The 14,622-nt window shown below is 54.5% G+C and carries 10 protein-coding genes; 7 read left to right on the top strand and 3 right to left on the bottom strand.

Annotated elements, in window-relative coordinates; all coding sequences use genetic code 11:
• Positions 1 to 137: 137 nt before the first annotated feature.
• The gene (locus KI367_RS04850; protein WP_036713568.1) at positions 138 to 1,049 is read right to left on the bottom strand and encodes a serine hydrolase domain-containing protein; all 912 of its coding nucleotides are present in this window, start codon (positions 1,047 to 1,049) and stop codon (positions 138 to 140) included.
• 494 nt (positions 1,050 to 1,543) lie between these two features.
• Between KI367_RS04850 and KI367_RS04845 the strand changes: the two genes are divergently transcribed.
• The 7 genes from KI367_RS04845 (at position 1,544) to KI367_RS04815 (ending at position 13,166) form a co-directional block, all read left to right on the top strand.
• Positions 1,544 to 2,302 carry an alpha/beta hydrolase gene (locus KI367_RS04845; RefSeq protein WP_036713570.1) on the top strand — a complete coding sequence of 253 codons (759 nt, stop codon included), beginning with the start codon at positions 1,544 to 1,546 and terminating at the stop codon, positions 2,300 to 2,302.
• A gap of 20 nt (positions 2,303 to 2,322) precedes the next feature.
• Positions 2,323 to 3,279, top strand: coding sequence for an ABC transporter permease (locus KI367_RS04840; protein ID WP_036713572.1), 957 nt, complete (start codon positions 2,323 to 2,325; stop codon positions 3,277 to 3,279).
• An 18-nt stretch (positions 3,280 to 3,297) separates the two neighbouring features.
• On the top strand, positions 3,298 to 4,200 hold the full coding sequence (locus tag KI367_RS04835; RefSeq protein ID WP_212948027.1) for a carbohydrate ABC transporter permease: 903 nt from the start codon (positions 3,298 to 3,300) through the stop codon (positions 4,198 to 4,200).
• A gap of 174 nt (positions 4,201 to 4,374) precedes the next feature.
• On the top strand, positions 4,375 to 5,973 hold the full coding sequence (locus KI367_RS04830; protein ID WP_036713575.1) for a type 2 periplasmic-binding domain-containing protein: 1,599 nt from the start codon (positions 4,375 to 4,377) through the stop codon (positions 5,971 to 5,973).
• Positions 5,974 to 6,395: 422 nt separating this feature from the next.
• On the top strand, positions 6,396 to 8,555 hold the full coding sequence (locus tag KI367_RS04825) for a glycoside hydrolase family 3 N-terminal domain-containing protein (RefSeq protein WP_212948026.1): 2,160 nt from the start codon (positions 6,396 to 6,398) through the stop codon (positions 8,553 to 8,555).
• A gap of 118 nt (positions 8,556 to 8,673) precedes the next feature.
• The gene (locus tag KI367_RS04820; RefSeq protein WP_212948024.1) at positions 8,674 to 12,036 is read left to right on the top strand and encodes a GH36-type glycosyl hydrolase domain-containing protein; all 3,363 of its coding nucleotides are present in this window, start codon (positions 8,674 to 8,676) and stop codon (positions 12,034 to 12,036) included.
• A 143-nt stretch (positions 12,037 to 12,179) separates the two neighbouring features.
• Complete coding sequence (locus tag KI367_RS04815) at positions 12,180 to 13,166, top strand: LacI family DNA-binding transcriptional regulator (RefSeq protein ID WP_036713594.1); 987 nt, start codon at positions 12,180 to 12,182, stop codon at positions 13,164 to 13,166.
• 73 nt (positions 13,167 to 13,239) lie between these two features.
• Here KI367_RS04815 and KI367_RS27440 read toward each other — a convergent pair whose 3' ends face one another.
• Positions 13,240 to 13,362: a hypothetical protein gene (locus tag KI367_RS27440; RefSeq protein WP_281422487.1), complete on the bottom strand. Its 123-nt coding sequence runs from the start codon at positions 13,360 to 13,362 to the stop codon at positions 13,240 to 13,242.
• 149 nt (positions 13,363 to 13,511) lie between these two features.
• Positions 13,512 to 14,480, bottom strand: a complete 969-nt coding sequence (locus KI367_RS04810; protein WP_036713579.1) for an MraY family glycosyltransferase — start codon at positions 14,478 to 14,480, stop codon at positions 13,512 to 13,514.
• Between the last annotated feature and the right edge of the window lie 142 nt (positions 14,481 to 14,622).

Genomic DNA, 14,622 nt, shown 5'->3' with positions numbered 1-14,622 from the left:
GGGTGCGCCCACTCAAGGCGTGTATGTACGTCCCATATTATACCATATCCCGCTTATCTATTGCCGCATCCGCAAAGGAGCCAGCCGAAAATCCGGCTGGCTCCTTTGCAATCCGCTGCAAAATTCTCGTTTTTCCATTACAGCTGCGGCAAAATCTCCGCCCAAACCGCATCAAGAATCCCTTGAATGTCGTCTTCCTCGCTGTTGACCGCGATCACGGCGTTTTTGCCGGGGATGACCACGCACAGCTGCCCGTGCGCGCCGTCGGCACGGTAAGCGTCATGCCTGCACATCCAGAACTGGCAGCCGTAACCCTGGCTCCAATCCGGGCTGCCCTCGTTGTCGATCTGCTTGCGGGTCGCAAATTCGATCCATTCCGCGGGCACCAGCTGCTTGCCTTCCCACATCCCTTTTTGCAAAAGAAGCTGCCCGAACCGGCTGAGCTCCTCGTTGCTGATGGAAAGTCCCGCGCATCCGAGCGTTACGCCAAGCGGGGAAGTCTCCCAACTGACGTCCTTTATGCAAAGCGGCTCGAACAGGCGGGGCGTCAAATAATCTTTGACGGTTTCGCCGACAGCGGCTTGCACCAGGGCGGAGACCACGAACGTGTCGCCGCTGCTGTACGTGAATTTTTCCCCTTGAGGCCTGTCCAGCGGCAAGGACATATAATATTTCACCCAATCCTTTTCCTGGAGGGACGCTCTTTCTTCGGCCCACAGCGGGGGCGAATCATGGCCCGAAGACATCCGAAGCAGATTGTAAAGCGTCAGTTCCCCGGGCTGCATGTCCGGGGGCGCGCCAACATGCCCTCCGGCATGCTGCGGAAAAAAATCTTTCAGCTTCGTGTCAAGGGACAGCTTGCCTTCGGCAATCGCGAGCCCGACGGCCATGCATGTAAAGGATTTGCTCACCGAATGCTGCAGCCGGCGCTCATCCCGGGTCAAGTCCCATGCCGCGGCAGGCGCTCCATGTTGAAGCACGCGCGCCGAAAGCACGTTTAAACGTTGGCTCGATATGCGATCCACGAAACCGGATAACGATATGGACATGTTAAGCCTTCTTTCTTCTTCATAGAAACGTTTCCATGATATTCTTTTAAACTAGAATTTATTACAAGAGAATGCCCCTGTCAACTTCCCTCGGCAATCGCTTTCCTGCTGAAATCAAGACCAGAAATGGATCGTTTTAGTAGAATGATGAACATTCCATGTCATGGAAAGAGGTTTTAGAAAAAGATAGTTGACATGAGGTGACAAGAGGATTATGATGTTATCGAAACGATTCGAATGAATCGCTTACAAACCAAAAAACGGTCTATATGAAATATCTGGAATGATGGATTGCCAGAGGCTCTAAGGTCGAACATTACAGGGAAATAGGCATTATTTGGACGTTTGTGGGAGAGGTTTGAGCATAAAAGAAACGTTTCGCCAAGCCGTCCGAGATTTTTGTCGAATTTTGCAAGTTTAATCAAAGACGAAAGACAATAAAGCCGATTTTGCAACTGTATGTTATAAAACGACGCGATTGAAAGGGGTTACATATGGCGCATATAACGATGGATACCGGCTCGCCTGCCTTGCGGATGACCACCAACATTCATGTCATCTCGCCCGTCGATGCCGGCGTTCCGGCAAGCAGCACGCTTTATCTTCTTCACGGGGCCGGAGACAACGCCAGTACATGGCACCGCCTGACGACGATCGAGCTGTATGCGGCCAAATACGGCTGCACGGTCATCATGCCGGAAGCCAACCGAAGCTACTACACGGACATGGAATACGGTCTCGAGTATTTCCGCTACGTGACGCAGGAGCTTCCGGACCTTTGCGGCCGGCTGCTCCGGCTGAACGAGGATCCCGGGAAAACCTACGTGGCCGGCTTGTCGATGGGCGGGTACGGTGCTTTGAAATGCGCCCTGACCTATCCGGACCGGTATGCGAAAGCGGTATCCTTATCCGGCGTTACCGATATCCAAAAGCGACTCCGCGATCCGAACATGGAAGCGGGGATGGCGAAGGAGATGCAGGCGGTATTCGGACCGGACCTTCAGGTCAAGCCGGACCAGGACTTGTACGCGCTGGCTGCGAAACGTATCGATGAAGGCGGGCCGCTCCCTTCGGTCCTTTGCTGCTGCGGAACCGAAGATCCTTTTATCGGGATGAACCGGGAGTTCGCCGATTACATGCGGAACACGCCGTTCGAATTCGCGTACGTGGAAGGCCCGGGAGCCCATGATTGGCTTTTCTGGGAAAGGCACCTGAAAACGGCTTTCGACTTCCTGTTCAACGAAAAGAAATAAGTAGAGTGAGGCGATGCAAATTGAAACCCGCAGCCTTAGGGCCTGACAAAAAATTACGAGCGCGTTCCGCGACTCCTTGGTACAAGGAAATCTGGAAGCACCGAATGACCTATACCCTGCTGATTCCCGGCCTGGTTTGGTTGATTTTGTTCGCTTACCTGCCGATGGGCGGCCTGTCGCTGGCGTTCAAGCACTACAAGGCCAACGAGGGCATTTGGGGAAGCCCTTGGGTCGGCTTCGAAAACTTCAAATACGTCTTCCGCGATCCAACCTTCGCGCAGGCCGTGTGGAGAACGCTGTACGTCAACATCATCAAGCTGGTCATCACGTTCCCGTTCCCGATCCTTCTTGCGCTGCTGCTGAACGAGCTGCGGATGCGCAAAACCAAAAAGCTGTTCCAAACGGTATTTACGTTTCCGCAGTTTTTGTCCTGGATCATCGTTTCCGGGATCGTCATCAACGTGCTGTCCTATGACGGATTGCTGAACAGCGCGCTGCAGCTGATGGGGCTGCCGACGATCAACTTCCTGGGTTCGGAAAAAATGTTCCTGCCGATGCTGATTCTAACCGACATCTGGAAGTCGACCGGCTGGGGCGCGATCATCTTCCTGGCGGCTATTTCCGGCATCGACCAGGACCAGTACGAATCGGCCCAAATCGACGGCGCTTCGCGGATGCAGCAAATTTTCAAAATTACGCTGCCGAACATTCTTCCGACCGTTACCGTCATGTTCATTCTTAACGTGGGCGGTTTGATGTCCGCGGGCTTCGACCAGATCTTCAACTTGGCGAACGCAGCCACGCAAAACGTGTCCCAGGTGCTCGACGTATACATTTACCGCATTACGTTCCAGTCCTCGACGGACTTCTCGTTCTCGACCGCCGTCAGCTTGTTCCGTTCCCTGGTGAACATGATCCTGTTGCTGGCCGCCGACCGAGTGGCAAAAATGATGGGCGGAGACGGCTTGTTCCGCTAGGAAAGGAGTGAATAACAGATGAGTACCGCTACCGCAAAACGGCATAAATACCGGATCGGCAAAATGACCTTTCTCGACTATGCGCTGCTGGTCGTCCTGATCATTTTGTCCTTGATGATCCTCATCCCGTTCATCAACGTGATCGCGATTTCGTTCGCTTCGCAAAAAGAATACGCCGATAACCCGATGATGCTGTTTCCGAAGCATCCGACGCTGGACGCTTATAAGGCGTTGTTGAATGACGGAAGGATTTTGACGGGCTTCTGGAATACGATCAAAATTCTCGTCGTCGGGCTGCCGCTCAGCTTGTTCCTGACAAGCACGATGGCCTACGGCCTTAGCCGGGACAAGTTTCCGGGCAAAAAGCTGATCTTTTTCCTGGTCCTGTTCACCATGATTTTCAACGGCGGCATCGTACCGCTTTACCTGGTCATGAAGTCGCTTCACCTGACCGGTACCTTGTGGTCCGTCATCCTGGTGGGGAGCTTCAGCGCCTTCAACATGATCCTGATGATGAACTATTTCCAAGGCCTCCCGGAATCGCTGATGGAATCCGCCAGACTCGACGGAGCCGGGGAATGGAAGATCCTGTTCTCCATCGTGCTGCCGCTGGCCGCGCCGATCATGGCAACGATTACGCTGTTCTACGGCGTCGCCTTCTGGAACGGATGGTACGACGCGATGATTTTCCTGCGAAAGGCGGAGATGCTGCCGCTGCAAAACGTCCTAAGAACGATCATCGTCGAATCCTCGACAAACGTTTCGAACGCGTCCAGCGTGGACGCCCTGAACAAATCCGGTTTTTCCACGGGAATGAAGATGGCTTCGGTTTTCGTATCGATGGTGCCGATTATGTGCTTCTTCCCGATGCTGCAAAAGCACTTCGCCAAAGGGGTGTTGACAGGGGCTATCAAGACCTGATTACACAATAGATTTTTAACTGAGGATTTTGCAAAAGTTCAAAAAGAGCACTTCCTATCAGCAATATATAGAGCGAAACGGTTTCATTCCTCCATATATTGTACTCTGGAGCGGCCGGAATCGAATTTTGCAAAAGCCTGAACTGCAAAAATCTGATCAAAGTGGGGGAAAAACATGAACACCAAAAAGCTGCTTAAACCTCTCCTGGCCGTCGCGCTGTCGGCGGTTATGGTGACGGTCACTGCCTGCTCGAAAGACTCGGCATCATCCGGCGGCAACGAAAAAGACGCGGACGGCAACTACAAGGACAAGCTGAAAATCTCCGTCGCGCAGACGACCGAAGTGAAGGACGGCGTGCTGGACAACGAATTCCACAAATATTGGATGGACAAGTTCAACGTCGAGTGGGATTACAACTACGTGCAATGGGATTCCTGGCCGGAAAAACTCCGCCTGTGGATCAACTCCGGCGACCTGCCTGACGTGGCAAGCTGGAACTACGTGCACGGCGATTTCATGAATTACGTGGACCAAGGACTTTTGTACAAATTTCCGGATGACTGGAAGGAACGCTGGCCGAACGTAGCCGCAGCCTACAAGCTGACGGGCCTTGGCGACAAACTGGAAGAGCTGACGGGCGGCACGTACATCCTGCCGAAACCGGTCTACTACCAAAACAAACCGGCCGACCCGCTCGTGAACCAAATCGGCGTCATCGCGCTGCGCAAGGACTGGGCGAAAGCCGTCGGATTCGAGTTGAAGGACGCATACACGACAAGCGAGCTGATCCATTATGCCGAGCTGATCAAAGAGAAGGATCCGGGGAAACTGGGCTCCAAGCTGGTTCCGATGTCTTATAACGCGGACGATGCCCTGACGAACATCATCATGGCCAACAGCGAACACTCCCGCGTGGAATCCGCATTCTACAGAGGCGAAGACGGCAAATTCCATTGGGGTCCGGCGGATCCGGAAACGTTGACCGGCCTGAAGCTGATGCAAAAGGCGTATAAAGAAGGCCTGCTGAATCCTGAGTTTTACACATGGAAAAACAACGAAGGCACCGACAACTTCAGAGTCAAAGGCGTAGCCGGCATCATGTCCCTCGGCGGCCTGGCATCGTACAGACAAGATCTGGACAAAAACATGCAGAAAAACCTGGGCGTCAGCAGCGACGATCTGGTCCACACGGCCATCGTTCTCGGCGATGACGGCAAATACCGCAACCTGGAGCAGGTTAATTTCTGGTCGTCCCTGATCTTCTCGCCGAACATCAGCCAAGAGAAGTTTGAACGCATCATGGACATCCTCGATTACTCGACAAGCAAAGAAGGACAATTGCTCGTCAACATGGGCTTCGAGGGCAAAGACTGGAAATACGACGACAAAAACGAGCTGGTGAGCCTGCTTCCGGAAGGAACGACGCTCGAAGACAAATATCCTGCACGTTTTGAAGGCCTGTATGTCCTGGGCGACGACTTCAGCGTCGTGAACCCGGCGATCAAAAAGGAATACCGCGACCGTGCCGTGCAGCTTTTCCAAGAAAAAGCGAAACTCGGCAAAGAAGGCGGCAAGCTGGCGACTTACGATTGGGACGTACAGCTGTATGATTCCAAGGCAAAAAGCCAAGCAACGTTCGAATATCAAAACGAGTATGCCAACCTGATTCTGCAAAGCGGCGATCTGGAAACCAACTGGAAGAAATGGGTGCAAAGCAAGCAATCCCTCGTTCAACCGGTGCTGGATGAATTGAACAGCAAATTCGCCAAGTAAAGATATCTCTAAAAAGGACGATGGGCGAGGGGTTTTACCCAAACCCCCGTCCGTGAACCCGGTGTGCAGCATTAGGGTGCAGCCGGGTTCTTCTCTTCATGACGGCCGGAAAGACCTCTATTTTCCAGCTGGGACGGCAGGCTTCCGGCCTCGTGAAAGAGACGAAGTTATCCCCTCTCTTCTGATTGAGGAGTTTGCACAAGCGGATGGAAACAAAAAGCGATCCGTCCTGCCCGCTTCCGGGGCGACGGATGTTGCGCAAGCTCCTGAGAAAGAAGAAAGAATGCCGGAGTCTTCAAGCGGCTCGCGGCGTTCTATAAATCTTTCATATATAATGAAGCAATTTTCGGCCCAGGCGCCTGTACAGCAAAAAAAGAGAAAAAACCCGCTTGAATGTTTGAGCAGGTAGTGGAGGGAACTGTATGGATATTCAGCAATTAAAAGGCCTTATACAACAAATGACGCTGGAAGAGAAAATCGCTCAATTGCTTCAGCTTACCGCCCATTTTCACGAAGGCACGGACAACGAAAGTCAAGTGACCGGACCGATGGAGGAAATGGGAATTACCGAGCCGATGGTTACCGGCAGCGGTTCCGTGCTTGGCCTTTCCGGGGCGCAGGCGGTCATCGACGTGCAGCAATCGTACCTGAAAAAAAGCCGGCTGGGAATCCCGCTGATGTTTATGGCGGACGTCGTGCATGGTTTTAAAACCATTTTCCCGATCCCGCTCGCCATCGGCTGCTCCTGGGATTTGGAGCTGGCGGAGAAAAGCGCGGAAATCGCCGCCAAAGAGTCGGCCGTATCCGGCATTCACGTGACGTTTGCGCCGATGGTCGATCTGGTGCGCGATCCGCGCTGGGGAAGAGTCATGGAAACGACCGGAGAGGATCCTTATCTCAACGGAATGTTTGCCCGCGCCTTCGTCAGAGGTTATCAGGGAAGCAATCTGAAAGAGGAAACCGACCGACTGGCGGCTTGCGTGAAACACTTTGCGGCTTACGGCGCGCCGGAGGGCGGACGGGACTACAATACGGTCAACATGTCCGAGCGGCAGCTGCGCGAGCAATATTTGCCGGCCTATAAAGCGGCGCTTGACGAAGGCTGCGAAATGGTCATGACATCGTTTAACACGGTGGACGGCATTCCGGCGACCGGCAACGAAAAACTGATGCGCGGCATTTTGCGCGACGAATGGGGATTCGACGGCGTGCTGATCTCCGACTGGGCGTCCATTCGGGAGATGATCGCGCACGGCGCGGCCGAAGACGACCGCGAAGCGGCATACCGGGCGATCCGGGCCGGCGTCGACATTGAGATGATGACCCCTTGTTACGTCCGCCATTTGCCGGAGCTCGTGGAGAGCGGCAAGGTGGACGAAGCGCTCATCGACGAAGCCGTATTGCGCATCCTGCGCCTGAAAGACAAACTCGGACTTTTTGAGAATCCGCTTCGCGCGGCAGACCCGGAGCGCGAGAAGGAAATTCTTTTCTGCGAGGAACATCGCCGGGTTTCCTATGAGCTGGCTGCCAAATCGAGCGTTCTCCTCAAAAACGACGGCGTGCTGCCGCTGCGAAAGGATGCCCGCGTTGCATTGATCGGCCCGTACGCGGAGAGCAACGATATTCTCGGCTGGTGGTCCTGCGTAGGGGAGAAGGAAGATGCGGCTCCGCTCGCTTCGGCGCTCAAGGAACGTTTCACCGGAACCCTTGTCGTCAGCGAAGGTTGCGGCATCGACAGCATGACGCCGGAGCAGCTGGAGGCGGCGCTCGAAACGGCCCGCAGCGCCGACATCGTCGTGTTGGCCCTGGGCGAAGAATCCGCGATGAGCGGCGAAGGCGGCTCCAGAACGAACATCCGCCTGCCTCAGGCGCAGCTCGAGCTGGTGAAATGGCTGAAGAAGCTTGGCAAGCCGATGGCAGCCGTCATTTTCAACGGCCGTCCGCTTGATTTGCACGGCATATTCGACGAGGCCGATGCGGTGCTTGAAGCCTGGTTCCCGGGCAGCGAAGGCGGGGCGGCGATCGCCGACATTTTGACCGGCCGCGTGAACCCGTCCGGGCGTCTGACGATGTCCTTCCCGCAATCGGTGGGCCAAGTGCCTGTTTACTACAACCATTTTAATACGGGACGCCCGATGGATCCTTCCAAATCGGACGAACGTTACGTATCCAAATATATCGACAGCCCTAACGATCCGCTGCTGCCGTTCGGGTTCGGCCTTTCGTACACGAGCTTCGAATACAGCGATTTGACCCTGTCGAGCCCGGAAATGAAGGCGGATGAACCGATCACGGTGCAAGTGAAGGTAACCAATACGGGAGAACGGGCCGGAATCGAAACGGTTCAATTGTACGTTCGCGACGTGGCGGGAGAGGTCGTCCGTCCGCTCCGCGAGCTTAAAGGATTCGAACGATTGGAGCTTCAGCCGGGCGAGAGCCAAACCGCAACCTTCACATTGACGGAAGAGCAGCTGCGGTACCATCATTCCGATCTCGGTTTCGCAAGCGATCCCGGTTCCTTCCGGGTATTCGTGGGGGCGAACAGCCGCGACACGCTGGAAGCGTCCTTTAAGCTGGTTTAATCGAAACAGGTGAACGTGAATGAAGGCGGACCGTGCGAGGGGCCTGACGGCCTCTCCGGCACGATCCGGACACCGCGCTCGCAGGTTTATTTCAAGGGTTAGGAGGAATTAACAACATATGACAGCCACGATTACGAACTCTAAGCTAAACATCCAAGCGGGTGATTTGAGCTTTACCTTTTGGGAAAGCGGCGATTTGCACCAGGCTCTAAGCGGCCAAACCATGATAAACCAACTGGTGGCAAGCCCGATCGAAGGAGCTTTGAATAACCTGTACCTGCGTATTCACCGCGAGTCGGGCATTTCGTTTTACCCTCTGCTCGGCATCCGTTCCCAAAGCAAAGTCAGCGCCGGGCAACGCCGGATTCTTTGGGAAGGCAGCGCCGACGGCGTCGAATACCGCGTGACTTTTGCCGTGTCTCCGCTCGGCGTCTGGTTCTGGGACGTGGTGGCCCGGGGCGAAGGGGCAAGCATCGACATCATCTACGGACAGGATCTCGGCAATGCCGACATCGGGGCGGTGCGCAGCAACGAAGCCTATTTGTCCCAATATATCGACCATACCGTTTTCGAGGACGATGATTTCGGTTACGTCGTTTGCTCCAGACAAAACATGCCGCAAAGCGGCGGAGCGTTCCCATATATCCAGCAAGGCGCCTTGACGCGCGCTGCCGGCTATTCGACGGACGGCTTCCAATTTTTCGGCTTGTCCTACAAGGAAACAAACGTGCCTTCCTGCCTGAGCAAGGCCGGGCTGGCCAATGAAATCTATCAATACGAGTTTGCTTACACGGCGCTGCAATCCGAGCGGGTGACGCTTGACGGCGAAGCGCGTTTCGTATTTTACGGCCTGTTCAAAGAAAACCATGCGGCAGCGGTAACCGAGCTCGAGTATAAAGCCGAGGTTCAGCAGGCTTGGGAGGCTTATTTGGCCGAAGGCGACAAAGAAACGCTGCGGCAGCTGCCCGCCGTTCGGTTTAACGGAACCATCGGCGAACCGCTGCAAACCCTCTCCATGTCGGCGGAGGAAATCGATGCGCGTTTCCCGGAACATAAGAGACAACAGGAAGAACGCGAAGGCGGACAACTCCTTTCGTTTTTCACGGATTCCTACGAACATATCGTATGCAAAGAAAAAGAATTGCTGGTTGAACGTCCGCACGGCCATATTTTGATGAGCGGGAACAACGTTGAATTCGGGGCGACGGTCATCACGACCACGTCTTACATGTACGGCATTTTCAACTCGCATCTGGTCGTGGGCAACACGAACTTCAACAAAATGATGAGCAACGCCCGAAACGCGCTAAACGTGCCGAAAACGGCCGGACAGCGGATTTACGTGGAAGTGGACGGGCAATACCGGCTGCTGACGATGCCATCGCTGTTCGAAATCGGTTTTAACTATGTGCGCTGGTATTACAAAACGGCCGACGACATGCTGGTCATTACGAACTTTACGACCGTGGACACGCCGGAAGTTCGGCTGAACGTTCGTTCCGAAAGCGGAAAGGCGTACCGTTTCCTCGTGACAAGCCAAGTGACGATGAACGTCAACGAATACGAAGCGCCGGTTCGCATGGCAAACGAAAACGGCGTCCTTACCTTCTTCGGCGGGCAGGATGACCTCCGCAAGGAAGCCTACCCGAACTTGCAATATCGCATGTGGCTGGATGGCGCCGCGGCCGAGATCGGCGACGAGACCGTGCTTGCGGAAGGCGTACCGGCCGGCTGCGCGTCGCTCTACACAATGCAAATCGAGGCAACCCGCGAATGGACCCTGACGGTGCAAGGTTTGCTGAACGGCGAACACATGCCGGCCGAAGACAAAAACGTCGAGGAAGAGATCGCCAAATATCGCGAATTCTACCGGGAGGTCATGAACGGATTCCGCCTTACCGGCGGGGACGGAGCCGAGGGCGCCGACTTCTTCAAGGTGAACGCGCTGGCTTGGTGGTACACGCATAACATGCTCGTCCATTATTCGGTTCCGCATGGCCTGGAGCAATACGGCGGGGCGGCATGGGGAACGCGCGACGTGTGCCAGGGACCGTCGGAGTACTTCATGGCCACGCAAAAATTCGGTCAGGTCCGGGATATTTTGCTTACGGTATATTCCCATCAATACGAGCATGACGGAAACTGGCCGCAATGGTTCATGTTCGACCGGTATGCCCCGGTGCAGCAGGAGGAAAGCCACGGCGACATTATCGTCTGGCCGCTCAAGGTGCTCAGCGATTATTTGACGGCTACGCGGGATTACAGTATTTTGAAGGAAAAGGTTTCCTATACCGTTAAAGGAAGCTTCAAGTTCACGGAACAAACATACACGCTGCTCGAGCATGTGCATAAGGAAATCGGCTACATCCGCAGCCACTTCCTGCATGATACGTATTTGTCGTCTTACGGCGACGGGGACTGGGACGATACGCTGCAGCCGGCGAACGCCCAGCTCAAGAAATACATGGTCAGCAGCTGGACGGTGGCCCTGACGTACCAGACGTTTACCCAGCTGTCCGCTGCGCTGCTGGCGGAAGAACCGTCCTTTGCGGCGGAGCTGCAGGAAATGGCGGACGGCATTAAACGCGATTACCGCCGGTATATGCTGCAAACCGACGTTATTCCGGGATTCCTCTATATGGAAGACCCTGCTAACGCCAAGCTGATGCTGCATCCGACGGACACCGAAACGGGTATCCAATACCGCCTGCTGCCGATGACGCGCAGCATGATCGCGGAACTGCTCGATCCGGAGCGCGCGAAATCGCATTACGCATTGATCAAGGAAAAGCTGTTCTTCCCTGACGGCGTTCGTTTGATGAACCGTCCCGCCCAGTACGCCGGAGGCGTCAGCACGCATTTCAAACGGGCGGAGCAGGCTTCGAATTTCGGACGCGAGGTCGGGCTTCAATATGTCCATGCCCACATCCGGTTCATCGAAGCGATGGCGAAGCTGGGACATGCGGACGACGTATGGAACGGGCTTAACGTCATTAACCCGGTGGGCATCCGCGACGTCGTGCCGAATGCGGAGATGCGGCAGAGCAACGCGTATTTCAGCAGCTCGGACGGCAAGTTCAACAACCGCTACGAGGCGCAGACGCATTTTGACGACCTCCGCAGCGGCAAGGTGCAGGTGAAAGGCGGATGGCGGATTTATTCCAGCGGTCCGGGGATTTACATGAACCAGCTGATTTCGAACGCCCTCGGCATTCGCCAGGACCAAGGCGGACTGACGATCGACCCGGTCCTGCCGGCGTCGCTGAACGGAATGCATTTCGATTTCGAATACGACGGGGTCAAGGTTACCTTCGTTTATCATATAACCGGCGCTTCCGTCAGCCGCGTGACGCTAAACGGCAATCCGCTTCAGGCGGAGCGGGTGGCCAATCCTTACCGCGAGGGCGGCTTGCGCATCAGCAAGGAAGCCTTTGAGCAGGCGATGAAGGACGATCATAACGTCGTTGAAATTTTTATGTAAATTTTTAGGCGATCTTAACGGATCGCCATTTTCCATAGGATCCGATTCATCCAAGAATGAACGGGATTTTGCGGGAAAGGGGCGCCAGCAAGCGCCTCGCCTGCAAAATTCCCCGGCGAACAACGATAAGGAGCGAGGACAAATTGGTAAGTATAAAGGATATCGCTAAAAAAGCCGGAGTCTCCATTTCAACGGTATCTTATGCCCTGAACGGCAGCAGCAAGGTGACGGACGAAACCAGCGCGAAAATACTGGCAATCGCCAAAGAGCTGAACTATGTTCCGAACGCCGCTGCCAGAACGCTGAAAAAACGGGAGACGAAAATTCTCGGCGTATTCCTGACGGACTTCAAAGGGGATGTGTACGGGGAACTGCTGGACGGCATGAAGGAGGTCTGCAACTCGCAGGGTTACGACCTCATCGTCTGCAGCGGCAAGCAGTCCCACCGCATGCTGCCGGAGCGCCTGATCGACGGCGCGGTCATACTGGACCATACGTTCTCCAGCGAGGAACTGCTGAAGTACGCGGACCGCAACCATAAAATCGTCGTGCTCGACCGCGAGCTGGATCATCCGAACATCAATCAGGTTTTGCTCGACAATAAGGCCGGGGCGACCTTGGCCACCGAATATTTGGTGGAGCAAGGCCATAAAAAGATCTATATCGTATCCGGGCCCGAAGGGTCCTTCGACTCGATCCAGCGCATGAAAGCCGTCAAAATGGTTGCGGACCGGCGCAGCGACATCGAATGGATCGAAATTCAAGGCGATTTCAAAAAAAGCGGTGGCGAAAAGGCCGCCGAACAAATCATGCGGGAGTATACGGAACCCGTCGCGGTGTTTTGCCTGAACGACGAGATGGCGATCGGCCTGTGCAACCGGCTGGCCGATACGGAGTTCCGGATCGGCGAGCAGATCCATTTGATCGGTTTCGATAATATCGAGCTGACCCGGTATATGCAGCCGCGGCTGGCCACCATCGACTATTCCAAACGGAAATGGGGGGCGCTCGCGTCGGAGCAGCTCATCAAAATCATTTCCGGCGAAAAAGTCGAGCATGAGCGCATCTACGTAACGCTCATCCAAGGCGAATCCGTAGGGAAGCCTTCCGTCAAGGGCGCATCCCGTTAACATTAAAATGACCCGAATCGAGGCAAACCGTCCATGGTCTTCGTATTCGGGTCATTTTGCTATGGCTATTCGTTCAAAACATTAAGCTGAGCTGTTTGGCATAGGCGCCGACGGCGGGATTATTTTCGAAAAAAGAGACGTACACGTGCAGCAGCATCATCGGCAAAGAGGCCGGAGCCGATCTGTCGGTTGTCATTTGCTATCAGCTGTTCAGGACATTGTTTATCTTCCTGGCGGTTCCGCCGCTGCTGAAGGCGATTTTCCGGTCGATGCTGCGCCAGCGGTCGCCTGCGTAACACGAAAAAAAGCTCCATGCCTGTTTGCAGGCATGGAGCTTTTGGCTGTTTACGAAGATTTGCTCAGCAGCATTAGAATGATGGACGAAAGCGACAGGCAGGCGCTGATCAAATAGATGAACAAGACGGCCTGCTTCGGGCTCAGCCCCCAGGACAACAGCCGGTAGTGAATCTGGCTTCGGTCGGCCTTGTATACCGGTTTTCCGTTCAAATAACGTTTGATGATCACGTAAATGTTGTCGAAGATCGGCACGCCGAGCGCCAGCACCGGAACCAGGATCGAGATGACGGTTACCTGCTTGAAGGCTCCGTCCAGCGCGATGATGCCGAGCATGAAGCCGATAAACGTGGCACCCGCGTCCCCCATATAAATTTTTGCCGGCGGCTTGTTGTACTTCAAGTAGCCGAGCGCCACCCCCACGAGGATGATCGCCATGATCGCCGACTGCGTCTGGCCTTTGGAAATCGCGACGATAAACAAGGTCAGCGCGGAAATGCCGGCTACGCCTCCCGACAACCCGTCCAGTCCGTCCATAAAGTTGATGACGGTCGTAACGCCGAAAATCCAAAGGATGGTCAGGATGAACTGGAGCCACTCAGGGAATACGATCATATGCCCGGCAAACGGAATCGTCACTCCGACGAAGGAGATGCCGGAAAAGTAGACGATCACGGCCGCTCCCACCTGCACCACCGTTTTCGGCAGCGCCGGAAAGTCTTTGCCGCGCGTTTTGTACCAGTCGTCCACCATGCCGATGCCGAGAATGAGGAGCGAACCGGCGATGATGCCGGCCATTTCCGAATCCCAATGACGGCTCAGGATGAGGTACGGAATCATGAATCCCAGGAAAATGGCGATGCTCGCCAAATGGGGGACAGGTTCTTTATGGATTTTCCGGCTTGTCGGCCTGTCAACGAAATCGACCCGGATGGCCAGCTTTCGCAGAGGTGGAATCAATGCCAGCACGATGACAAGCGATAAAATAAATGCGATTACATACACGTTTTTGGCCTCCATCACTTCAGTTAACAATGGGTTAATACATAAAGTCCCATCATTAGCCATGTTTCTTGGAAAAGCTTTATTTTTAACTAGGATAATACCTATTTTTCCAAATGACAACGGTAAATATTTTATGTTTCCATAACATACCAATTAA

This window comes from Paenibacillus cookii (genome assembly GCF_018333375.1).
Lineage (GTDB): Bacteria > Bacillota > Bacilli > Paenibacillales > Paenibacillaceae > Paenibacillus_AQ > Paenibacillus_AQ cookii.
Note: the sequence above shows the minus strand (reverse complement) of the source record. Positions and strands in the feature narration are given on the sequence as shown.

Excerpts from the sequence above, each read along its gene's own strand:
- KI367_RS04850 (WP_036713568.1), bottom strand. The coding sequence starts at position 1,049 with ATGTCCATATCGTTATCCGGTTTCGTGGATCGCATATCGAGCCAACGT.
- KI367_RS04845 (WP_036713570.1), top strand. The coding sequence starts at position 1,544 with ATGGCGCATATAACGATGGATACCGGCTCGCCTGCCTTGCGGATGACC.
- KI367_RS04835 (WP_212948027.1), top strand. The coding sequence starts at position 3,298 with ATGAGTACCGCTACCGCAAAACGGCATAAATACCGGATCGGCAAAATG.
- KI367_RS04830 (WP_036713575.1), top strand. The coding sequence starts at position 4,375 with ATGAACACCAAAAAGCTGCTTAAACCTCTCCTGGCCGTCGCGCTGTCG.
- KI367_RS04825 (WP_212948026.1), top strand. The coding sequence starts at position 6,396 with ATGGATATTCAGCAATTAAAAGGCCTTATACAACAAATGACGCTGGAA.
- KI367_RS04820 (WP_212948024.1), top strand. The coding sequence starts at position 8,674 with ATGACAGCCACGATTACGAACTCTAAGCTAAACATCCAAGCGGGTGAT.
- KI367_RS27440 (WP_281422487.1), bottom strand. The coding sequence starts at position 13,362 with ATGACAACCGACAGATCGGCTCCGGCCTCTTTGCCGATGATGCTGCTG.
- KI367_RS04810 (WP_036713579.1), bottom strand. The coding sequence starts at position 14,480 with ATGGAGGCCAAAAACGTGTATGTAATCGCATTTATTTTATCGCTTGTC.